General features: G+C 54.9%; 16 protein-coding genes. 14 read left to right on the top strand and 2 right to left on the bottom strand.

From position 1 onward, the window contains the following. Window positions 1-146: 146 nt before the first annotated feature. From BMW31_RS03215 to BMW31_RS03180, 7 genes are all read left to right on the top strand, one after another. A complete protein-coding gene (locus BMW31_RS03215; RefSeq protein WP_091820962.1) occupies window positions 147-1,343 on the top strand; it encodes an efflux RND transporter periplasmic adaptor subunit in 1,197 nt (398 codons plus the stop codon). A 93-nt stretch (window positions 1,344-1,436) separates the two neighbouring features. Continuing rightward, window positions 1,437-4,724 carry an efflux RND transporter permease subunit gene (locus BMW31_RS03210; RefSeq protein WP_091821052.1) on the top strand — a complete coding sequence of 1,096 codons (3,288 nt, stop codon included), beginning with the start codon at window positions 1,437-1,439 and terminating at the stop codon, window positions 4,722-4,724. Beyond that, complete coding sequence (locus BMW31_RS03205; protein WP_091820960.1) at window positions 4,711-6,105, top strand: efflux transporter outer membrane subunit; 1,395 nt, start codon at window positions 4,711-4,713, stop codon at window positions 6,103-6,105. Before BMW31_RS03210 ends, BMW31_RS03205 begins: the two co-directional genes overlap by 14 nt. Window positions 6,106-6,128: 23 nt before the next feature. Beyond that, a complete protein-coding gene (lpxA, locus tag BMW31_RS03200) occupies window positions 6,129-6,911 on the top strand; it encodes an acyl-ACP--UDP-N-acetylglucosamine O-acyltransferase (RefSeq protein ID WP_091820958.1) in 783 nt (260 codons plus the stop codon). Between the two features lie 410 nt (window positions 6,912-7,321). Beyond that, window positions 7,322-9,508, top strand: coding sequence for an alpha-galactosidase (locus BMW31_RS03190; protein WP_091820954.1), 2,187 nt, complete (start codon window positions 7,322-7,324; stop codon window positions 9,506-9,508). Window positions 9,509-9,523: 15 nt separating this feature from the next. After that, window positions 9,524-12,409: a TIM-barrel domain-containing protein gene (locus BMW31_RS03185; protein WP_091820953.1), complete on the top strand. Its 2,886-nt coding sequence runs from the start codon at window positions 9,524-9,526 to the stop codon at window positions 12,407-12,409. 155 nt (window positions 12,410-12,564) lie between these two features. Continuing rightward, window positions 12,565-13,584, top strand: coding sequence for an alpha/beta hydrolase (locus tag BMW31_RS03180; RefSeq protein WP_091821050.1), 1,020 nt, complete (start codon window positions 12,565-12,567; stop codon window positions 13,582-13,584). A 469-nt stretch (window positions 13,585-14,053) separates the two neighbouring features. Here the strand turns inward: BMW31_RS03180 and BMW31_RS03175 are convergent, their stop codons facing one another. Next, on the bottom strand, window positions 14,054-14,833 hold the full coding sequence (locus tag BMW31_RS03175) for a radical SAM protein (protein ID WP_091820951.1): 780 nt from the start codon (window positions 14,831-14,833) through the stop codon (window positions 14,054-14,056). A 235-nt stretch (window positions 14,834-15,068) separates the two neighbouring features. Here BMW31_RS03175 and BMW31_RS03170 point away from each other — a divergent pair, with 235 nt between their 5' ends. The 6 genes from BMW31_RS03170 (at window position 15,069) to folK (ending at window position 19,433) form a co-directional block, all read left to right on the top strand. Continuing rightward, the gene (locus BMW31_RS03170; RefSeq protein WP_091820949.1) at window positions 15,069-15,950 is read left to right on the top strand and encodes a cell division protein FtsX; all 882 of its coding nucleotides are present in this window, start codon (window positions 15,069-15,071) and stop codon (window positions 15,948-15,950) included. Between the two features lie 74 nt (window positions 15,951-16,024). Further along, on the top strand, window positions 16,025-16,267 hold the full coding sequence (locus BMW31_RS03165) for a DUF3098 domain-containing protein (protein WP_091820948.1): 243 nt from the start codon (window positions 16,025-16,027) through the stop codon (window positions 16,265-16,267). Then, window positions 16,268-17,125 (top strand): undecaprenyl-diphosphate phosphatase, encoded by an 858-nt coding sequence (locus BMW31_RS03160; protein ID WP_091820946.1) that lies wholly within the window; start codon window positions 16,268-16,270, stop codon window positions 17,123-17,125. Further along, the gene (gene truB / locus BMW31_RS03155; protein ID WP_091820944.1) at window positions 17,125-17,829 is read left to right on the top strand and encodes a tRNA pseudouridine(55) synthase TruB; all 705 of its coding nucleotides are present in this window, start codon (window positions 17,125-17,127) and stop codon (window positions 17,827-17,829) included. Before BMW31_RS03160 ends, truB begins: the two co-directional genes overlap by 1 nt. Before the next feature lie 3 nt (window positions 17,830-17,832). Beyond that, window positions 17,833-18,999, top strand: coding sequence for a tRNA preQ1(34) S-adenosylmethionine ribosyltransferase-isomerase QueA (gene queA, locus BMW31_RS03150; RefSeq protein WP_091820941.1), 1,167 nt, complete (start codon window positions 17,833-17,835; stop codon window positions 18,997-18,999). Further along, window positions 18,999-19,433, top strand: coding sequence for a 2-amino-4-hydroxy-6-hydroxymethyldihydropteridine diphosphokinase (folK, locus tag BMW31_RS03145; protein ID WP_091820940.1), 435 nt, complete (start codon window positions 18,999-19,001; stop codon window positions 19,431-19,433). Before queA ends, folK begins: the two co-directional genes overlap by 1 nt. 132 nt (window positions 19,434-19,565) lie before the next feature. Here the strand turns inward: folK and rpsO are convergent, their stop codons facing one another. Then, the gene (gene rpsO, locus BMW31_RS03140) at window positions 19,566-19,835 is read right to left on the bottom strand and encodes a 30S ribosomal protein S15 (protein ID WP_091820938.1); all 270 of its coding nucleotides are present in this window, start codon (window positions 19,833-19,835) and stop codon (window positions 19,566-19,568) included. Window positions 19,836-20,111: 276 nt separating this feature from the next. Between rpsO and typA the strand changes: the two genes are divergently transcribed. Next, window positions 20,112-21,914, top strand: coding sequence for a translational GTPase TypA (gene typA, locus BMW31_RS03135; RefSeq protein WP_091820936.1), 1,803 nt, complete (start codon window positions 20,112-20,114; stop codon window positions 21,912-21,914). Window positions 21,915-22,344: the final 430 nt, after the last annotated feature.

The raw sequence follows: 22,344 nt of genomic DNA, 5'->3' as shown, positions 1-22,344 counted from the left end.
GTTAAAAACAAGCTCCCGTGCGTTCGCTATTATCAGATAATTTGTAATTTTGTGGCTTGAAAACTGTTTGAAGCATTTGAGTTTTTATATTGATATCATTTAAGGATGACGAAATTCGTAAACATTAATATTAAATAAGTATAGGTATGAAAAGTAAGAGTTATTTGTTCGTGGCGGCCCTTTCTGCATTGCTTGTCGCTTGCGGAGGCAACGACCAGATGAAGATGGGTGACAACGAGTTTGCCGTTCGTACGGTGAGTTCCGCCAGTACTGCATTGCAGACAACCTATCCTGCTACCATCAAGGGCATTCAGGATGTGGAGGTGCGCCCCAAGGTGTCGGGATTCATCACCAAAGTGTATGTACACGAGGGCCAGACGGTAAGCGCCGGCCAGGTGTTGTTTACTATTGACAGCGAGACCTACCGTGCATCAGTGCGCCAGGCCCAGGCCGCCCTCAACACTGCTCGGGTGCAGATGAACACTGCCCGGATGACTTACGAGAACAATAAGAAACTTTTTGAGAAGAACGTCATAGGCCAGTACGAGCTCAGTACGGCCCAGAACTCCTACGCCTCGGCACAGGCAGCTGTGTCGCAGGCACGGGCAGCGCTGGCTTCGGCTAACGAGACGCTGAGCTGGTGCACCGTCAAGAGCCCGGCATCGGGCGTGGTAGGCAGTCTGCCTTTCAAGGAGGGCGCACTGGTGAGCGCATCGAGCATGGAGCCGCTCACCACCGTTTCAAATATCAGTACAGTGGAGGCGTTCTTCTCCATGTCAGAGAGCGAGATACTGGAGCTTACCAAATCGGCCGGTAACGTGAGCTCCGCTATCAACTCCATTCCCGCAGTAAAGCTGCAGCTGGCCGACGGCACGGTGTACAACCATCCCGGAAAGGTAGTCAAGATGAGCGGCGTGATAGATGCAGCCACCGGCTCCGTGTCGCTCATAGCCCATTTTGCTAACCCCGAGAAGCTGCTCAAGAGCGGCGGCGCAGGGCAGATTATCATCCCCAGAGCCAACAACAACGCCATCCTGGTACCGCAGGAGGCAACCTCGGAGGTGCAGGATAAGATTTTCGTTTACGTGGTGGGCAAGGACAACAAGGTGAAATATACCGAGATAACCGTGAACCCGCAGAACGACGGAAAGAACTACATCGTGACCAGCGGACTGAAAGTTGGCGACCGATATGTGAGCAAGGGCATTACCAAACTTACCGACGGCATGGAAATAAAGCCCATAACGGAGGCGCAGTACCAGCAGAAGATAGACAACGCTGCCAAGCTCTCCGAGCAGCAAGGCACCGCCAAGGGATTCATAGATGCAATGAAGAGCAAATAAGGATGCGGCATCAAGGTGCCCGGAAACGGCCTTCGGGCTGTTTGACGGGCACAGCGAATGATGCCGGCTACCAGGATACATAAAACCAGAAATATGTCATTTACAAACTTTATCAAACGTCCGGTACTCTCGACGGTGGTGTCCATCTTCTTCGTCCTGCTGGGTACAATCGGACTGATATCACTGCCTATCGAGCAGTACCCGGATATCGCGCCGCCTACTATCGTGGTTTTCACCTCCTATCAGGGCGCTGATGCCAACACGGTGTTGAACTCCGTCATCACTCCTCTTGAGGAGAGCATCAACGGAGTGGAGAATATGACCTACATGACCTCGCAGGCTACCAACGACGGTTCGGCCTCCATTACGGTCTACTTTAAGCAAGGTTCCGATGCCGACATGGCTGCCGTGAACGTGCAGAACCGCGTTTCGCAGGCCCAGGCACTGCTGCCGGCCGAAGTAACTCGTGTGGGCGTAACGGTGATGAAGCGCCAGACGTCGAACGTTATCATGTACTCGCTTACGACCGAGGACGGCCGTTACAACAACGAGTTTGTGACCAACTACAACAATATCAACATTGTACCGCTGCTCAAGCGTATCAACGGCGTGGGCGACGTGCAGAGCCCGTCTACCGCCAGCTACTCCATGCGCATCTGGCTCAAGCCCGACAAGATGAAGCAGTACGGCCTCGTGCCTACCGACATCAGCGGAGCGCTGGCCGAGCAGAACATAGAGGCTGCGCCGGGTAAGTTCGGCGAGCAGAGCGACATGGCCTATGAGTACGTGCTGCGTTATAAAGGCAGGCTCAAGACTGCAACGGAGTACGAGAACATTATACTGACAAGTTCCACCACGGGGCAGACCCTCAAGCTGAAGGATGTGGCCAAGGTAGAGCTCGGTGTGCTGCAGTACAACGTGAACCTGATTAACAACGGCCAGCCTGCCGTAATGGGTATGGTGCAGCAGATAGCCGGCTCAAACGCCACGCAGATTGCCACCGACGTGAAGGCAGCCCTGAAGGAAGCGTCAAAGAACTTCCCGCCTGGACTGGAATATACCATCGAGCAGGATACTACCGAGTTCCTCTTCGCCTCTATCGAAGAAGTAGTAATGACGCTGTTCATCACCCTGCTGCTGGTGTTCATTGTGGTTTACATCTTCCTGCAGGACTTCCGCAGCACGCTCATTCCTATGATTGCCGTGCCAGTAGCTTTGATAGGTACGTTCTTCTTCTTGTGGGTATTCGGCTTCTCCATCAACTTGCTCACGCTTTCGGCATTGCTGCTGGCCATCGCCATTGTAGTAGATGACGCCATCGTGGTGGTTGAGGCCGTGCACGCCAAGCTCGACCAGGGCTACCAGAGCTCGCTTACGGCATCTATCGATGCCATGAACGAAATCAGTTCCGCTATCATTTCCATTACGCTGGTGATGTCGGCCGTGTTCGTGCCGGTATCGTTCATCGGCGGTACTTCGGGTACTTTCTACCGTGAGTTCGGTGTAACGATGGCCGTGTCTATCGTTATCTCGGCCATCAACGCCTTGACCTTGTCGCCTGCCCTCTGTGCTATCTTCCTGAAACCGCACAAAGAGGAGGAGACCGAAAAGAACAAGACGTTCATCGGCCGCTTCCATGAGAACTTCAACAAGGTATTCGAGAAGACGACCACTAAATATAAGAAAGGTGTAGAACACGTTATCAACCACCGCATCATCACCGCTGCCATCGTGGCCGTAGGCATCATCGCGCTGGTTATAACCATGGGAACAACCAAGACCGGACTGGTTCCCGACGAGGATACCGGTACGCTCTTTGTAACCATCTCGGCCGCTCCCGGTACCAGCCAGGCACGTACGTCGGAAATAGTGAAGGAGGTTGACAGGATGCTTGCAGGCAACCCGGCCATTCAACGGCGTGAGGCTGTGATGGGTTATAACTTCATCGCCGGCCAGGGTTCTGACCAGGCAACCTTCATTATCAAGCTAAAGCCGTTCGAGGAGCGCGGAGGCGGTTTCTTTACCCGCATCAAGAACGCCATCACCGAGGCCGACCCTATGGCCCTGTTCGTGAACCCCAAGGAGGCAAACTCCGTGCTGGGCATGATTTACAAGCAAACAGCAAGCATCAAGGACGCACAGATTCTGGCCTTTGGTCCGCCAATGATACCGGGCTTCTCGGCACAGAGCGGTCTGACGCTCTCGCTGCAGGACAAGACTGGTGGCGACCTGAACAAATTCTTCCAGGTAACACAAAGCTTCCTGAAGGAACTCAACAAGCGTGAAGAAGTGCAGACCGCCATGACTTCCTACAACCCAAGTTACCCGCAGTATATGGTCGACGTGGATGTTTCCAAGACCAAGCAGGCCGGCATCTCGCCGTCAACTGTACTGGCAACGCTGCAGGGCTACTACGGCGGACTGTACGCTTCGAACTTCAATGCCTATGGTAAGCTCTTCCGTGTGATGATACAAGGCGACGTGGCCAGCCGCATGCGCCCCGACGGATTGAGCAATATCTATGTGCGTACGGCATCGGGACAGATGTCTCCTGTAAGTGAGTTCGTGAGCTTGCGGCGTGTATATGGCCCGTCAAACGTGACACGTTTCAACCTCTTTACTTCCATCAGCGTGAGCGTTACGCCTGCAACGGGCGTCTCGTCCGGCCAGGCCATGGAAGCTGTCAAGGAAGTTGCAGCCCAGTCGTTGCCCGATGGCTACGGCTACGAGTATTCAGGTTTGAGCCGTTCAGAGGCCGAGAGCAGCAACTCAACGGCACTTATATTCGTGCTGTGTCTGGTCTTCGTGTACCTGATACTGTCGGCCCAGTACGAGAGTTATATCCTCCCGCTGGCTGTAATACTCTCAATACCGTTCGGACTTGCCGGCGCTTTCATCTTTACTCAGCTGTTCGGCCATTCCAATGACATCTACATGCAGATTTCGCTCATTATGCTTATCGGTCTGCTTGCCAAGAACGCCATCCTTATTGTGCAGTTCGCACTGGAGCGCAGGCAAACAGGTATGGCCATCCGCTATTCAGCCATCTTGGGAGCAGGCGCCCGTCTGCGTCCTATTCTGATGACTTCTCTGGCCATGATTATCGGTCTGTTGCCGCTGATGTTCGCATCCGGCGTAGGCAAGAACGGTAACCAGACCCTCGGCGCAGCCGCAGTAGGCGGTATGCTCATCGGTACTTTGTGCCAGATATTTGTGGTTCCGGCCCTGTTCGCCGTCTTCCAGTGGCTGCAGGAGCGCATCAAGCCCATCGTATTCGAGGACGAAGTAAACGAAGAGGCGGCCATAGAGCTCCAGCAGTATGCACACACCAAGAAGCCATCTACTTACGTAAATCAATTCGACGAAGATGAAAATAAATAAATCAATCCTGTTCCTGGGCCTTGCAGCGACGGTGTTCACCAGCTGCAAGAGCCTGTACGGAAAGTACGAACGCCCTGCTGTGAACACGGCGGGACTGGTGCGCGACTCGGCCTCTGTTACCGATACGCTTGCCGTTACCGATACTACGAGCTTTGCGAACATACCCTGGCGCAGCGTGTTTACCGACCCGCAGCTGCAGCAAATCATACAGAAAGGGCTCGACAACAATAAAGATTTGCTCAACGCAGCGCTCAACGTGAAGATGGCCGAAGCCCAGCTCAAGGCCGCCAAGCTCTCGTTCCTGCCCTCGTTTACCTTCACTCCGCAGGGCACCATCGCCTCTTGGGACGGCAACAAGGCCACCAAGACCTACAGCCTGCCCATCAACGCGAGCTGGAGTGTTGACCTCTTCGGCAACCTGTTGAGCCAGAAGCGTGCCGCGCAGATGGCCCTGCTGCAGAGCAAAGACTACCAGGTGGCCGTACAGACCAATGTAGTAGCCAACGTGGCCAACCTCTACTACACGCTCCTGATGCTCGACAAGCAGCTGGAACTGGTAACTGACATGGAGAAACTGACCAAGGACACCTGGGACATCATGAAGCTGCAGAAGGATGCAGTCATCGGAGTACGCTCCACGGCCGTGCAGGGCGCCGAGTCAAACTACTACTCGGTACTCACCCAGAAGACCGACATCAAGCGCCAGATACGCGAAAGCGAGAACGCGCTCAGCCTGCTCGTTGGACAGCAGGCACAGACCATAGCCCGCGGCAGGATAGAAGACCAGAACCTGCCCACCAGCTTCTCCACCGGCGTAGGCCTCCAGCTGCTCAAGAACCGGGCCGACGTGCACGCTGCCGAGATGGCTCTTGCCGAGTGCTTCTACGGTGTCGAGACGGCTCGCAGCCGCTTCTATCCCTCCATCACCATCAGTGGCAGCGGCGCTTTCACCAACAGTGGCGGCGGCATGATTACCAATCCGGGCAAGTGGTTGCTCAGTGCAGTGGGCGCGCTCACGCAGCCCATCTTCATGCGGGGGCAGCTCATAGCCGGCCTGCGCGTAGCCGAAGCCCAGTATCAGCAGGCTTACAACACGTGGCAGAACACCATTCTGTCGGCCGGAAACGAAGTGAGCAACGCCCTCGTGCTGTACAACTCCTCGGCCGAGAAGAGTGCCATAGAGGCCAAGCAGATAGAAGTGCTCAGGCAGAACGTGGAGGACACCAAGCTCCTCATGGCCAGTGCAGGCAGCACCTACCTTGAAGTAATCACGGCGCAGAGCAGCCTGCTGAACACAGAACTGTCCAAGGTGGCCGACGACTTCAGCAAGATGCAGGCCGTGGTCAACCTGTATTATGCCCTCGGAGGCGGTGCAAAGTAGTGTTGAACTTAAACAATAGAATTATGGCAAGCCAAATAAGTGACAAGGCAGTGGTATCTCCTAACGCCAAGATAGGCAACAACTGCAAGATATTCCCCTTCGTGTATATCGAAGACGAGGTAGAGATAGGCGACAACTGCATCATCTTTCCCTTCGTGAGCATCCTCAACGGAACCCGCATGGGCAGCGATAACAAGGTGCACCAGGGCACCGTTCTCGGCGCTCTTCCGCAGGACTTCAACTTTACGGGCGAAAAGTCGGAGCTCGTCATCGGCAACAACAACATCATTCGTGAGAACGTGGTGGTGAACCGCGCCACGCATGCAGGCGGGCAGACCGTTATCGGCAACGACAACTTCCTGATGGAGGGAGTCCACATCTCGCACGATACAAAGGTGGGCGACAACTGCGTTTTCGGCTACGGAACAAAGATAGCAGGCGACTGCGAGATAGGCCACGGCGTCATCTTCAGTTCCTCCGTCATCGAGAATGCCAAGACCCGGGTGGGCAAAGGCGCAATGATACAGGCCGGAACAACCTTCTCCAAGGATGTTCCTCCATACATTGTAGCCGGTGGAAAGCCCGTGGCCTACGCCGGTCCTAACAACACCATTATGACCACTATGGGTATAGAGGACAAGGTGCAGAAGCACGTTGCCAACGCCTACAGGCTGGTGTTCCACGGCCAGAACAGTGTTTTCGACGCCGTGCTGCAAATCAACGCCCAGGTGCCCGACAGTCCTGAAATTCGCGAAATAGTGAATTTCATCAAAGCAACCAAACTTGGAATTATCAGTAAAATGTAATTCATACCTATACATTTTTACTTGTACGAAGACAGGCTGGCCGAGAGGTCAGCCTGTCTTTTTGTTTTCCGCCGGGCCGGCGGGAGCCCGGACGGCTTCCCGGAAGCCATCACCCAACACCCCACACCCCACCTTCGGGAACTTTTGACAGGTGTCGCACAATCGTGCGACAAGTGTCGAATTCATGTGCGACACTTGTCGAAAGTTCCTGCTTGTGCCTTTCAACACCTTTTTGCCGCAACTTTTGCAACCCGAGAGCATGCCGGCCGGCATCGTTCTGCACAGTTTGCGCAGAGGCTTTGATACGTTTCTGCCCTTTCATGATACAATTTTACACAATTAGCTGCTGCGAGTTGCGCGAACTGATAATTTTTTGTAGCTTTGCAAGTAAATCCAACTACCACCTTGAAATGAAAAAAAACCTCTTCTTATTGTTTGTATTGCTCTCTGCTGCCGTCGGTGTGCGGGCGGAGAAAGTGACCATTGCCGCCAAGAACATCGCCATTGTTCTGGATGTTGAAAATGGCCGTCAGCCCCAGTATCTCTACTTCGGCACCCGGCTGAGTGCTGCCGACGAGGCTGCCCTGCAGCTGCCCCAGGGCGGCCGCATGGATGCTTACCCGGCCTATGGGCTCAACACGCCGGCCGAAGCAGCACTCGCCATGCGCCATGCCGACGGCAACCTGTCTACTGCCTTGGTGGCAACGGGCGTATCTCGGCAGGGCAATGTTACCACCATTCACCTCGAGGACCCCGTCTATGCCACGCAGGTTGACCTGAAATACAAGGCCTACGCAGATGTTGACATGATTGAGATGTGGACCGAGATAACCAACCGCGAGAAGTCTGCCGTTACGCTCACCCAGTTTGCCAGCGCCATGCTGCCCATCCGCCGGGGCAACGTGTGGCTCTCGCACCTCTACGGCTCGTGGGCCAACGAGGGCCGGCTGGCCGAAGAGGAGCTGCTGCCGGGACAGAAAATCATCAAGAACAAGGACGGCGTGCGCAACAGTCATACCGACCATGCCGAAGTAATGTTCTCCCTGGATGGTAAAGGTCGCGAGAATGCAGGTGACGTAATAGGCGCCGCCCTGTGCTACAGCGGCAACTACAAGCTTAAGGTCGAGACCGATGATACGGACTATCATTACTTCTTTGCAGGCATAAATGAGGAGAATTCCGAGTATCATCTCAAGCGCGGAGAGACCTTCCGCACGCCCGTTCTGGCACTAACATTCAGCCGTGAAGGCCTGAGCGGGGCCAGCCGAAACTTCCACAAGTGGGGCCGCACTTATCAACTGGCCCACGGCAACAAGCCTCGCAAGATACTGCTCAACAGCTGGGAGGGTGTTTACTTTGACATCAACGAGGCCGGCATGGACCAGATGATGGCCGACATAGCCGGCATGGGCGGCGAACTCTTTGTGATGGACGACGGCTGGTTCGGCGAGAAATACCCGCGAAAGAACGACCACACCTCGCTCGGCGACTGGCAGGTGGACCGCCAGAAGCTGCCTCACGGCATTGAGGGGCTCATAGCCGACGCGGGAAAACACGGCATCAGCTTCGGCATCTGGATAGAACCCGAAATGACGAACCGCATCAGCGAACTCTACGAAAAACATCCCGACTGGATTATCAAGGCGCCCCGGCGCGACGCGGTGCAGGGTAGGGGAGGCACGCAGCTGGTGCTCGACCTGAGCAATCCTAAGGTGCAGGACTTCGCCTTCGGCATAGTCGACGGGCTGATGACCAGGTATCCGGGCATCGACTACATCAAGTGGGATGCCAACATGGCCGTCATGAACCACGGTTCGCAGTATCTGCCCATGCAGGACCAGAGCCATCTCTACATTGCCTACCACGAGGGCTTCCGCAAACTGTGCGACCGCATCCGCTCGAAGTATCCCGACCTCACCATTCAGGCATGTGCCAGCGGCGGCGGAAGGGCCAACTGGGGCGTGCTGCCTTGGTTCGACGAGTTCTGGGTCAGCGACAACACAGACGCCCTACAGCGTGTGTACATGCAGTGGGGCACCAGCTATTTCTTCCCCGCCATTGCCATGGCGAGCCACATCAGCGCCGTACCAAACCACACGGTGTTCCGCACCACGTCGCTCAAGTACCGTATCGACGTGGCCATGAGCGGCCGGCTGGGCATGGAAATCCAGCCCAAGAACATGACCGATGCCGAGAAGGCGCTCTGCCGGCAGGCCATTACGGAGTACAAGCAGATACGCCCCGTGGTCCAGTTTGGCAACATCTACCGCCTGCAGAGCCCATACGACAGGCAGGGAGTGGCCTCGCTCATGTACGTTGATGATGCCCGGAGCAAGGCCGTGTTCTACTGGTGGAAGACCGATAACTTTGCCAACCAACACCTGCCGCGCATCAAGATGGCGGGCCTGCAGGCCAACAGGAACTATCGCGTACACGAGCTGAACCGCATCGACAACAAACCTCTCGACTTCGAGAGAAAGAGCTTCAGCGGCGCGTACCTGATGGAGCATGGCCTCGAAATACCCTACACGCACTCCGTAGACCATGCCGAAAGGAACGAATGGTCGAGCCGTGTGCTCTTTCTGGAAGCACAATAACCAATCCCGAAGGCTATGAAAAAGCTAACGATATTTCTCCTCTCAGCGCTCTGTATGGTGTCCATGCAGCTTTGGGCACAGCGTTTCGTCGACGTGCCGCTGCTCAGTCCGGTAGCCGGAGGGCCGCAGCTGGTGCGCCTGCAGGTTGTGAGCGACAAAATCATACGTGTGGAGGCAACGCCCGAACGGGCCTTCCCTGCTAAGCAGAGTCTCATCATCGTGCCGCAGAAACCTTTCTCCGACTATCAGGTAAAGCAATCGGCAACGGCCGTAACCGTAAGCACCCGCAGCCTGCGGGCTGTGGTCGACCGCAGTAACGGGCACGTCCGCTTCTTCTCGTCCGGCGGCCGCGAACTGCTTGCCGGCGACGGGGCAGGGGGCATGAAGTTTACTCCGTTCACCGTGCCGGAGCGAGAGATTGGCGCCGACAGCAAGCTCACCGAGGCCCAAAAGCATGGCTGGACGTGGCAGGCTACGTTCGCTTCGCCTGCCGATGAAGCCTTCTACGGGCTCGGGCAGCATCAGTCGGAGGAGCTGAACATGAAAGGACGGAACGAAGATTTGTTCCAGTACAATACCAAAATCAGCGTTCCGTTCGTGTTGAGCAACAAGGGCTACGGCCTCCTGTGGGACAGTTACAGCTATTGCCGCTTTGGAAATCCGGCCGAATACCTGCAGTTGAACGGCGCTTTCAGCCTCTACGACCGCGACGGAAAGCCCGGAGGACTGACCGGAACTTATGTTGGCAAGAACGGCGAGCAGCTCGTCAGGACAGAAGACTCCATTTACTTTGAGAACTCGGAGACCATCGTCAACCTGCCCCGGGGCTTCAAGTTGAATGGTTCACACGTAACTTACGAGGGCTTCATCGAGGCTCCCGTCGACAATCTCTACCGTTTCATACTCTATTATGCGGGCTATGTAAGGGTGTTCATAGACGGTACCGAGGTGGTGCCCGAGCGTTGGCGCACGGCCTGGAACCCCAATGCGTACAAGTTCAACTATGCCTTGAAGCGCGGCAAGCGTGCCCGCCTGAAGATTGACTGGAAGCCTGATGGCGACGTGAGTTACTGCGGTTTGCGTGCTGCCGCGCCCCGTCCGGAAGCCGAGCAGGCCAAGTTGAGCATCTGGAGCGAGATGTCGCGCGACATGGATTACTACTTCATAGCCGGCAACAGCATGGATGAAGTGATTTCGGGTTACCGCACCTTGACTGGCCGGGCACAGGTAATGCCCCGCTGGGTCATGGGTTTCTGGCAGAGCAGGGAGCGTTACAAGACCTCCGGAGAAATCGAACGGACGCTGGCTGAGTTCCGTCAGCGCCACATACCCATTGATAACATCGTGCAGGACTGGAACTATTGGCGCCTGGATGATTGGGGCAGCCATGCGTTTGAGGCTGACCGGTATCCCAATCCGCAAGCTATGCTCGACAGCGTGCATGCCATGCACGGCCGGTTCATGATTAGCGTGTGGCCCAAATTCTATGTCACGACCAACCACTACAGGCAGTTGGACGCCCGCGGATGGATGTATCACCAGGCTGTTCGCGACTCCATATACGACTGGTTGGGCTTCATGGGCTCGTTCTACGATGCCTACGACGCCGGCGCACGCAAGCTGTTCTGGAAGCAGATGAATGAAGAACTCTACTCGAAATACCGCTATGGCATCGATGCCTGGTGGATGGATGCCTCGGAACCCAATGTACGCGATTGCACGCCGATGTGGTATCGCAAGGCACTTTGCGGCCCCACGGCCCTCGGCTCGGCAACAGAATACTTCAACGCCTACAGCATCGTGAATGCCGATGCCATCTACAACGGGCAGCGCTCGGTAAATCCCGGCCGCCGGGTGTTCCTGCTTACGCGCAGCGGATTTGCCGGCGAGCAGCGCTACAGCACTGCTTCGTGGAGCGGAGACATAGGCACCCGTTGGGAAGACATGCGTGCCCAGATGACTGCGGGCATGAATTTCTCCATGAGCGGCATACCCTTCTGGGGGATGGATCAGGGCGGTTTCTGTGTCGAGAACAGGTATATGGCAGCCCAGACTGCCTTTGACCAGACCGGAGAAGAGAACGCCGACCTGCAGGAATGGCGCGAGCTGCAAGCCCGCTGGAACCAGTTCGGTTGCTTCATCCCGTTGTATCGCACGCACGGACAGTGGCCTTTGCGCGAGGTTTGGAACATAGCACCCGAGTCGCATCCGGCCTACAAGAGCATCGTATGGTACCACCGGCTGCGCTACAGGCTCATGCCGTACCTGTATTCGATGGCCGGCGCCGTCCACTTCAGCGACTACACGATGATGCGGGCACTGGTGATGGACTTCACGGACGACGCCCGCGTCAACAACATCAAGGACCAGTGGATGTTCGGCCCCTCGCTCATGGCGTGCCCGGTGGGTTATTACAAGGCCCGCTCCCGCGAGGTTTACCTGCCGCGGCAGCGTGGTTGGTTCGACTTCTATACGGGCAAGCACTATGCCGGTGGCCAGACCATAACGGCCAGTGCGCCGTATGAACGCATTCCGGTGTTCGTTCCCGAAGGTTCCATCATTCCCATTGGACCGGCTATGGAGTGGAGTGACGAGAAGCCGGCGGAGCTCATCAACCTCTATGTTTACGGCGGGCGCGATGCTGAATTCACGCTTTACGAAGATGAGAATACCAACTATGACTATGAGAAAGGGCAGTATTCGACAATCAAATTCAGCTATCATTCAGCTTCGCAGACGCTCACCATCAGTCGCCGTAACGGCCGGTTTGACGGTATGTTGCAGCAGCGCAGGTTCAACATCGTGCTGATAGACGCTGCCCATGGGCGCCCCCTCGACCTTGACAAGCCACAGGGGCGGATGGTGAAGTACAGCGGCAAGGCGGTGAAAGTAAAGCTCTGACCAGCGCCCGAACGGCATCGGCAGCCGTTATTGCAGTAAGAATGGTAACTTCTCCAGCAATTCGGATAGCGCGAATTTGCCTGTTTTTCCTTACCTTTGCATGCAACAAACAAAGTGTATGTATGAAAGCAGTAAGTTTAATAACCTGCCTCCTGATGCTGACAACAGGTGTGGGGGCGCAGAATACAGGAAAGGAAAAGAGTATGGAGCAAATGAATTTGACGCAGGAATGGGACAAGGTGTTCCCGCAGAGTGACAAGGTAGACCACTGCAAGGTTACCTTCCACAACCGTTACGGCATCACGCTGGCGGCCGACCTCTACAAACCCAAGGGCGCAACGGGGCGACTGGCTGCCTTGGCCGTGAGCGGTCCTTTCGGCGCAGTGAAGGAGCAGAGCTCCGGACTCTATGCGCAGACCATGGCCGAGCGTGGCTTTCTGGCGCTGGCTTTTGACCCCTCGTTTACCGGCGAGAGTGGAGGAGAGCCGCGGGGCATGAACTCGCTCGACATTAACAGCGACGATTTCAGCGCTGCCGTCGACTATCTGAGCAACCGTAACGACGTAGACGCCGAGCGCATAGGTATCATCGGCGTGTGCGGATGGGGTGGCATTGCCCTCAACGCAGCCAGCATCGACACCCGCATCAAGGCCACCGTGGCCTCTACCATGTACGATATGCCGCGTGTGGGTGCCTACGGTTACTTTGACAAAACTACCGCCCAGGAGCGTTACGAGATGAAACAGCAGCTCAACAAGCAGCGTACTGCCGACTATCGCAACGGCACCTACGCCAAAGCAGGTGGCGTAGTTGACCCGCTGCCGGCAGATGCACCGCAGTTCGTTAAGGAGTATTACGCCTACTACAAGCAGCCGCGCGGCTACCATAAGCGGTCGGTAAACTCGAACGAAGGCTGGAATCTGACGGCCAACCTGAACTATATGAACGACAAAATACTCGTTCACCCGGAGGATTTAAGGAGTGCCGTGCTCGTTATTCATGGCGAGAAGGCCCACAGTCGCTATATGGGAGAGGATGCGTTCAAGCTGTTGCAGGGTGACAACAAGCAGTTGCTGATTGTTCCCGGAGCCACACATACAGACCTGTATGACCAGACGGACAAGATTCCCTTTGACAGAATGGAGCAGTTCTTCAGGCAGTATCTCGGCCAGTAAGCCTGCCCCGGTCTGCAGACCAGCAATTTTCAAAGGGCGAAAAGCACCGCAACGCCGCTGCTTTTCGCCCTTTTCTTGTTTTTGTCCTGCTAACTTTGTCATTTGCGAATATAGTATATTTCCATAATACAATATATTATTCGCATTCCAGGAGAATATAAAATAAGAGCTTGAAGTGCCGCTTTCGGAGTACGATAGTGATGCTTCACGAACTTTCGACACTTGTCGCACAATCGTTTGACAGGTGTCACACAATCGTGCGACAAGTGTCGAAAGTTCCCGAATGTGGTCTTTTGAACTGAAAAAGCTATAAAAAAGGGTGGCAATTGGTTTAATGATTGTTGATTGTTTGCGTCAAGCAGGCATTATCCACCAATCAAATCATAATTATCAATTGTCCATTTTCAATTCTCAATTATCACAAATCATAATTATCAATTGTCAATTCTCCATTCTCAATTACCACCGGTCAGTACGATGCCGTACATGGAATTCCGGCTGCAACCACCCGGTCGCGTATGGCATCAAGCTCCTGCGGGGTGGCTTTCAGCAAGCCGTGGTCGGGCGTTTCGCGGTCGATGGTGTAAATCATCACCTCGCTCGGGGCGATGTCTTTAACGGCTGCAAGCCACGGGGTGACGTATTCGTCGCCCGTGTTGTCAACACTTTTGCCGCCGCTTGTTCCCTTCATGAACAGCGTCTGGATGATGACGTGGCCACCAAACGATTTGAGGCCGGCAATGATTTGCCGCACGTCGTAGTGCGGACTCACGGGTCGGTCGACCCTACGGATGTAGTCCGCGTTGACGGTATCTAACTTGAGGATGTTGTTGTCGACCTTCATCAGCGCGCTGTGTACATCCTGCCGGTGAATGAAAGTAGCGTTGCTGAGCACCGAAATCTTGGCTTCGGGGCAGTAGCTGTTGCGCAGTCGCACGGTATCGTCGATGATTCCGGCAAACTCCGGATGGCTGGTAGGCTCGCCGTTGCCGGCAAAGGTGAGCACGTCGGGGTGCTGTCCTTGCTCGTGCATCAGCCTTAGCTGGGCCTCCAAGGCCGCGGCCACCTCGCTTCGGGAGGGCCTTTTCAGCTTGGGCAGGCGGTCTTTGTTAAAGCCACATTCGCAGTACACGCAGTCGAAAGTGCAGCTCTTGCCGTCTGGCGGCAGCAGGTTGATGCCCAGTGAAAGCCCCAGCCGGCGGCTGTGAACGGGCCCGTAGATGGGTGCGGGGTATATTCTTGTACTCATGCTCTTTTGGTTTGGTTGTCGGGAAGCAAAGGTACAACTAAATCGGGAGAAAGCAGTGGCAATCTTCAGTTTTTCGTATTCTGCGTAGTTAATGGTCGTTAAACAGTCGCTTAATCGTAATTTTTTTTGTTACTTTGCACCGAAATTAGACGAAGTCCGTCCCCTGCGCAGGCCGTACCTGCAAGCGGATGGCTTTCTGCTTTTGATAACTTAGGTATAATATTGCTTTCAGCTAATGGGAAAAAACCGAAATAGAGCCCGCAGCCGGCAGGGGTTGCAGGTCGTTACTTTATGTATCAGTACGGCACTGGTGTTGATTTTGTTGGGAATGGTGGTGTTCTCCGTGCTTACGGCACGTAATCTCTCGTCGTACGTGAAGGAAAATCTCGTGGTGACGATGATGCTTGAACAGGACATGACTAACTCCGAGGCACAACAGCTGTGCACCAAGCTGAAAGCCCGTCCGTACATCAACCAGCTCTCGTTTATCAGTAAGGAGCAGGCGCTCAAGGAGCAAACTGCCGCCATGGGTACCGACCCTACGGAGTTTACCGGGGGCGACAATCCCTTCCTGGCATCGGTAGAGCTGACGCTGAAGGCCGACTATGCCAACACCGACTCGCTGAAATGGATATCCAAAGAGCTGAAACGCTATCCCAAAGTGAGCGACATCACGTACCAGAAAGACCTCGTCGACAGCGTGAACACTACGCTCACCAAGATCAGCATCGGCCTGCTTGTGCTGGCGGTGCTGCTTACCTTCGTTTCGTTCTCGCTCATTAACAACACCGTGAGGCTTGGTATTTACGCCCGCCGGTTCTCCATCCACACCATGAAACTTGTGGGTGCGTCGTGGAGTTTCATCCGTGGGCCGTTCATCCGCCGCGCCATCGGCATCGGCATCGTGGCCGCGCTGATAGCCTGCCTCGTGCTGGGCGGCTGCATCTATGCCCTCTATCGCTACGAGCCCGATACGCTTACGGTGGTTACGTGGCAGGTGATGGCCGTCACGGGCGGCGCCGTGCTGCTCTTCGGCATCATCATTACGGCCATCTGCGCAAGCATATCGGTTAACAAGTTCCTGCGTATGAAGGCTGGCGAACTGTACAAAATTTAGCACCATCTGCGGCCGCTGCCCTGTGGAGAGCAGGCCGTCGGAGAAACAGAAACAAGAATATAGAGAGAAAAAGAATGGACAGAAAGAATTTTGCATTTGATAAGGTCAACTTCATTTTGCTGGCTGTCGGCATGTTGGTTGTCATCATCGGTTTCGTCCTGATGAGCGGTGGAGGCTCTTCCGAGAATGCTTACGACCCCGCGATTTTCAGCCCCATGCGCATCAAAGTGGCACCCGTAGTGTGCTTTGTGGGCTTTGTTTCCATTATCTACGCGATTATCCGCAAACCCAAGGACAACGATCAAAGCCAGGACTAAATGACACTGATACAGACTATCATCATTGCCATTGTGGAAGGACTGACGGAGTTTCTGCCCGTTTCGTCCACAGGGCACATGATAATTGCCCAGAACCTGCTGGGTGTTCAGCAGGGCGACCCCTTCGTGCACGCGTTTACATTCATCATACAGTTTGGCGCCATCCTCTCGGTAGTGTGCCTGTACTGGAACCGTTTCTTCCGGCTTGACTACACGCCGGCACCCGAAGGAAGTACCGGATGGCAGAAGCTGAAACACAAGTGGTACTTCTACTGGCTGCTGTTGGTGGCCTTCATTCCGGCTGCCATCGTGGGGCTGATAGCCAAGAAATCGGGGCTGCTCGACTGGTTGCTCGACAGCGTTGAGGTAGTGGCCGTGATGCTCGTCGTGGGAGGTGTCTTCATGCTCTTCTGCGACAGGCTGTTCAACAAGGGGAGCGAGGCAAACGAGGTTAACGAAAAGCGGGCCTGGAAGATTGGATGGTTTCAGTGCCTGGCCGTGATACCGGGTGTTTCGCGTTCTATGGCTACCATCGTGGGCGGCATGCAGCAGCGGCTTACCCGCAAGCGGGCTGCAGAGTTCTCGTTCTTTCTGGCTGTTCCCACTATGGCTGCAGCCACTTTGCTGGACTTGCTCGACCTGTTGCAGGAGGGAGGAGGCTGGGCAACGGGTCATAACATCATGATGCTGCTCGTTGGCAGCGTGGTGGCATTCGTTGTGGCACTGCTGGCAATGAAGTGGTTTGTGGCTTTCTTGACCAAATACGGCTTCAAGGCATTTGGCATTTACCGCATTCTCGTTGGCGGATTCATCCTGATATGGCTGCTGATGGGGCATAATCTCACAATGGTAGACTGATGAATTTCCGCAAAGGAGAAATCTTCGCCATCGACAAGCCGTACAAGATGACGAGCTTCGGGGCACTGGCACACGTGAGATATCTGCTCAGCCACACGCTGGGTTACAAGGTCAAGATAGGCCATGCAGGCACTCTGGACCCCTTGGCAACAGGAGTCCTGGTGCTTTGTACGGGCAAGGCGACCAAACAGATAGAGCAGTTGCAGGCTCACACCAAAGAGTACACGGCCACGCTTCAGCTTGGTGCGACCACTGCCAGCTACGATATGGAGCACGAGGTGAATGCCCACTATCCCACGGAGCAGATTACCCGCGAGCGCATAGAGAGTGTGCTGGGCAGCTTTGTGGGTGATATCCAGCAGGTGCCTCCTACCTATTCGGCCTGTAAGGTCGACGGTGAGCGGGCCTACAACTTGCGTCGCAGCGGCGAAAACGTGGAGCTCAAGCCCAAGAATATACACGTAGACAGCATTGAGCTGACGGCTTTTGACCCCGCGAAGATGCAGATGAGCATCCGTGTGGTGTGCGGAAAAGGAACCTATATCAGGGCCCTGGCACGCGACATCGGCCGCGCCCTGGACAGCGGAGCTTATCTCACGGCACTGCGGCGCACGCGGACAGGCGACTTCTCCGTAGCTGATTGCATTGACTTTGACCATTTCCAGGAGTGGCTCGACAAACAAGAAATAGATAAGGAAATATAATATATGAAGTTATCACAGTTTAAGTTTAAGTTACCGGAGGAGCAGATTGCACTGTATCCGCACAGCTTCGTGCGTGAGTTCACTAACGACGACGGGAGCAAAGGCTCCTTTCGGGTGACGCGCAGAGACGAGTCCAGGCTGATGGTACTGCACCGGAAATCGGAGAAAATAGACTTGTTCAGGAACGACGAGCATGGCAATCCCATCGAGGGAGAATACCTCGATTTCCGCAATATCATAGATTATTTTGACGAAGGCGATACCTTCATCTTCAACGATACAAAGGTTTTTCCGGCCCGTCTCTATGGAACAAAGGAGAAAACGGATGCCAAGATAGAGGTGTTCCTGCTGCGCGAGCTCAACGAAGAGATGCGCCTGTGGGACGTTTTGGTAGAACCGGCGCGCAAGATACGCATCGGCAACAAGCTCTTCTTTGACGAGAGCGGCACCATGGTGGCAGAAGTCATAGACAACACCACGAGCCGCGGCCGCACGCTCAGGTTCCTCTACGACTGTCCGCACGATGAGTTCAAGCGCGAACTGTTTGCCCTCGGCGAAGCTCCATTGCCTCATTACATCCTCGACCGCAGGGATAATCCGCATGCAACGGCCGAAGACATGGACGATTTTCAGTGCATCTATGCTAAAAACGAGGGTGCTGTAACGGCGCCGGCAACGGGACTTCACTTCAGCCGGGAGCTGATGAAGCGCATGGAAATACATGGACTGAATGCCGCCTACATCACGTTGCACTGCGGCTTGGGCAACTTCCATGCCATTGAAGTGGAAGATCTCACGAAGCACAAGATGGACTCCGAGTCGATGGTTATTGGCAAGGAGGCCTGCAACATTGTGAACCGAGCCAAGCAGGAAGGCCACCACGTGTGCGCCGTAGGCACCAGCGTGGTGAAAGCAACGGAAACAGCAGTGGGCACGGACGGCCTGCTCAAGGAGTATGCCGGGTGGACTAACAAGTTCATCTTCCCGCCTTACGACTTCGGACTGGCCGACTGCATGGTGGCCAACTTCTACCATCCGCTATCCACGCTCCTCATGTCAACGGCCGCTTTCGGAGGCTACGACCTCGTGATGGAGGCCTACGAACTGGCTGTCAAGCATGGTTATAAGTTCGGATGTTTCGGCGATTCACTGCTTATTCTCGACGACTGATGCACCACGTATATCTGAGTCTGGGCTCCAACATGGGCAACCGGAAGTGGAACATCCGTCATGCCGTAGAGCGGATAGGGCAGCTCATCGGGCCGGTTGGCTGCCAGTCGTCACTCTACGAGACCAAACCGTGGGGCTTCGAGTCGCCCAACGACTTCATCAACGCCTGCGTGAGCTGCTCCACCAAGCTGTCTCCGCGCCAGACACTGAAGGCTACGCAGCAGATAGAACGCGAGCTCGGCAGAGTGCGTAAGACAAAAGACGGCATGTATGAGGACAGGATTATTGACGTGGACATTCTGCTCTACGATGACTTGAGCGTGAATGAGCCCGACCTGAAGATACCCCATCCGCTCATGGAAGAGCGCGACTTCGTGATGAAACCGTTGCAAGAAGTCCTGAAGAAGGAGAGAGACGGCGCCCCTACAGCCTAAAACTCTGTTATTAAATAAGGAGAAGAAACTGCGCGGCCAAGCACCTTTCCCGTTGCGCTAAACCCAAAATAAAAGCCCGGTGTTCACTGAACACCGGGCTTGTTTTGTTGCCTTGGCAAACCTTGTAGCCGCTTATTTACGCAGGCCGAGTGCCTTGATGATGGCACGGTAACGGTTCACGTCACGGTTGTAGAGATAGTTCAGCAGTGCGCGACGCTTGCCTACGAGCTGTGTCAGCGAGCGAGTAGTCACGAAGTCCTTGTGGTTCTTCTTGACGTGCTCGGTCAGGTGGGCAATACGATAGGTAAAAAGCGCAATCTGGCTTTCGGCAGAACCCGTGTCTGTAGCAGACTTTCCGTACTGGCCAAAGAGCTCTTCCTTCTTAGCTTTGTCTAAATACATGATTGTAAAATGATTAATAATTTGCCATTACATCCTTCGAGCGCCCTTCTGCCTTAATCACAACAGAAACGCTGTCGAATGCATCGGATTTTCCGAAAATGCGGTGCAAAGGTACTACTTTTTGCCGAGAGAGCCTGCAATAGCAGCCTGCTAATGTCGAATATTTAACAAAAATTACATCCTGCTCTCCGCAATATATGCCGGCGCAGGCCCCTTGTGTCTTATTTTTTTCGTACCTTTGCAGCCGTTAAGTAAATAGCTTTTTAAGGTAAACAAATGCAAGACATTAGAAACATTGCAGTTATTGCGCACGTCGACCATGGAAAAACCACGCTGGTCGATAAGATGATGCTCGCCGGAAAACTCTTCCGTGAAGGACAGGATAACAGTGGTGAGGTTCTCGACTCCAACGACTTGGAGCGCGAACGCGGTATAACCATTCTCTCGAAGAATGTGTCTATTAATTGGAAAGGTGTAAAAATCAATATTCTCGATACTCCAGGACACTCCGATTTCGGTGGCGAGGTGGAGCGCGTTCTCAACATGGCAGACGGCTGCCTGCTGCTTGTCGACGCCTTTGAAGGCCCCATGCCGCAGACGCGTTTCGTGCTCCAGAAGGCCCTCCAGATAGGCTTGAAGCCCATCGTGGTGGTGAACAAGGTAGACAAGCCCAACTGCCGGCCCGAGGAAGTGTACGAGATGGTGTTCGACCTCATGTGCGATCTCAACGCCACAGAGGAGCAACTCGACTTCCCGGTGGTATATGGCTCGGCCAAGAACGGCTGGATGGCCGCCGACTGGAAGACCCCGACGGACAACATTGAGTACCTGCTCGACAAGATACTGGAGACCATTCCCGCCCCCAAGCAGCTGGAGGGAACCCCGCAAATGCTCATTACATCGCTCGACTACAGCAACTACACCGGCCGCATAGCTGTGGGCCGCGTTCACCGTGGCGTGCTCAAAGACGGCATGAACATAACCATCTGCCACCGCGACGGCAGTCAGGAGAAAACAAAAATCAAGGAGTTGCACACCTTCGAGGGCATGGGTCACAAGAAGACCGATGCCGTAGAGAGCGGCGACATCTGTGCCGTGATAGGCCTGGAGCGCTTCGAGATAGGCGATACCATTGCCGATTTCGACACTCCCGAGCCCCTGCCGCCCATCGCCATCGACGAACCAACCATGAGCATGCTGTTCACCATCAACGACTCTCCGTTCTTCGGGCGCGAGGGGAAGTTCTGTACAAGCCGCCACATCAACGACCGTTTGCAGAAAGAACTTGAGAAGAACCTGGCCTTGCGCGTAGAACCGTTCGAGGGAACGACCGACAAGTGGATTGTCAGCGGCCGTGGCGTACTCCACCTCTCGGTGCTTATCGAGACCATGAGGCGCGAAGGCTACGAGCTGCAAGTAGGCCAGCCGCAGGTTATCTACAAAGAAATTGACGGCCAGAAGTGCGAACCCGTAGAGGAACTCACCATCAACGTGCCCGAGGAATTTGCCAGCAAGATGATTGATATGGTAACCCGGCGCAAGGGGGACTTGGTGGGCATGGAGACCGAAGGTGAGCGCGTGAACATCCAGTTCGAGATTCCGTCGCGCGGAATCATCGGCTTACGCACCAATGTACTTACCGCTTCGCAGGGCGAAGCCATCATGGCGCACCGCTTCAAGGAGTACCAACCCTTCAAGGGTGAAATCATTCGCCGCACCAACGGCTCCATGATAGCCCTGGAAACGGGAACGTCCTACGCCTATTCCATCGACAAGCTGCAGGACCGCGGCAAGTTCTTTATCGACCCGGGAGAGGAAGTTTACGCCGGCGAAGTGGTGGGAGAACACGTGCACGACAACGACCTGGTCATCAACGTAACCAAGGCCAAGCAGCTTACCAACGTGCGCGCAAGCGGTTCAGACGACAAGGCGCGCGTGATACCCAAAACAGTCATGAGCCTGGAGGAATGCCTCGAGTACATCAAGGGCGACGAGTACGTGGAAGTAACGCCCAAGAACATGCGCATGCGCAAGATAATTCTCGACCATCTGGAGCGCAAGCGTTCCAACAAGGAATAACAACCCGTATATATAATAAGGTGGCCCTGCCTGCTCGGTGAGCAAGCAGGGCTTTTTGCGTTTGGCGGTTTGCCGGTGGCGGGTCTGTACCCGGACTGTGCCAAAGGCCGCCGCCGAGGGTGCCGCCGGGCCGCTCCGGTGGTGCCGGATGTGGTGAGCAGGAACTTTCGACAAGTGTCGCACGATTGTTCGACACTTGTCACACCATCGTGCGACACTTGTCGAAAGGTCACGAAGCATGCCTTTTGTACCCTTTTCGGTTCTTGTTGGAACCCAGGCTGACGGACTGCGGACCGTAGCCGTACAGTGGGCGGCCATCGTACCAGCCTACCGGCATCGCCATGCTGTCCGAAATCCAGTTTTATCCTCCGTACCGACAGAAAAACCACTCTCTATGGGCGGCATTTAAATCTTGTTAACCAAAAATGCC

Source organism: Prevotella sp. kh1p2 (genome assembly GCF_900111525.1).
GTDB lineage: Bacteria > Bacteroidota > Bacteroidia > Bacteroidales > Bacteroidaceae > Prevotella.
The sequence above is the reverse complement of the archived record's forward strand: the minus strand, read 5'-3'. Positions and strand labels throughout refer to the sequence as shown.

Bases quoted from the DNA above. Each gene is read 5' to 3' on its own strand.
- folK (WP_091820940.1), top strand. From the start codon at position 18,999: ATGCACCACGTATATCTGAGTCTGGGCTCCAACATGGGCAACCGGAAG.
- BMW31_RS03205 (WP_091820960.1), top strand. From the start codon at position 4,711: ATGAAAATAAATAAATCAATCCTGTTCCTGGGCCTTGCAGCGACGGTG.
- BMW31_RS03170 (WP_091820949.1), top strand. From the start codon at position 15,069: ATGGGAAAAAACCGAAATAGAGCCCGCAGCCGGCAGGGGTTGCAGGTC.
- BMW31_RS03165 (WP_091820948.1), top strand. From the start codon at position 16,025: ATGGACAGAAAGAATTTTGCATTTGATAAGGTCAACTTCATTTTGCTG.
- truB (WP_091820944.1), top strand. From the start codon at position 17,125: ATGAATTTCCGCAAAGGAGAAATCTTCGCCATCGACAAGCCGTACAAG.
- BMW31_RS03180 (WP_091821050.1), top strand. From the start codon at position 12,565: ATGCTGACAACAGGTGTGGGGGCGCAGAATACAGGAAAGGAAAAGAGT.
- BMW31_RS03175 (WP_091820951.1), bottom strand. From the start codon at position 14,833: ATGAGTACAAGAATATACCCCGCACCCATCTACGGGCCCGTTCACAGC.
- BMW31_RS03190 (WP_091820954.1), top strand. From the start codon at position 7,322: ATGAAAAAAAACCTCTTCTTATTGTTTGTATTGCTCTCTGCTGCCGTC.
- BMW31_RS03160 (WP_091820946.1), top strand. From the start codon at position 16,268: ATGACACTGATACAGACTATCATCATTGCCATTGTGGAAGGACTGACG.
- typA (WP_091820936.1), top strand. From the start codon at position 20,112: ATGCAAGACATTAGAAACATTGCAGTTATTGCGCACGTCGACCATGGA.
- lpxA (WP_091820958.1), top strand. From the start codon at position 6,129: ATGGCAAGCCAAATAAGTGACAAGGCAGTGGTATCTCCTAACGCCAAG.
- BMW31_RS03215 (WP_091820962.1), top strand. From the start codon at position 147: ATGAAAAGTAAGAGTTATTTGTTCGTGGCGGCCCTTTCTGCATTGCTT.
- BMW31_RS03185 (WP_091820953.1), top strand. From the start codon at position 9,524: ATGAAAAAGCTAACGATATTTCTCCTCTCAGCGCTCTGTATGGTGTCC.
- queA (WP_091820941.1), top strand. From the start codon at position 17,833: ATGAAGTTATCACAGTTTAAGTTTAAGTTACCGGAGGAGCAGATTGCA.
- rpsO (WP_091820938.1), bottom strand. From the start codon at position 19,835: ATGTATTTAGACAAAGCTAAGAAGGAAGAGCTCTTTGGCCAGTACGGA.
- BMW31_RS03210 (WP_091821052.1), top strand. From the start codon at position 1,437: ATGTCATTTACAAACTTTATCAAACGTCCGGTACTCTCGACGGTGGTG.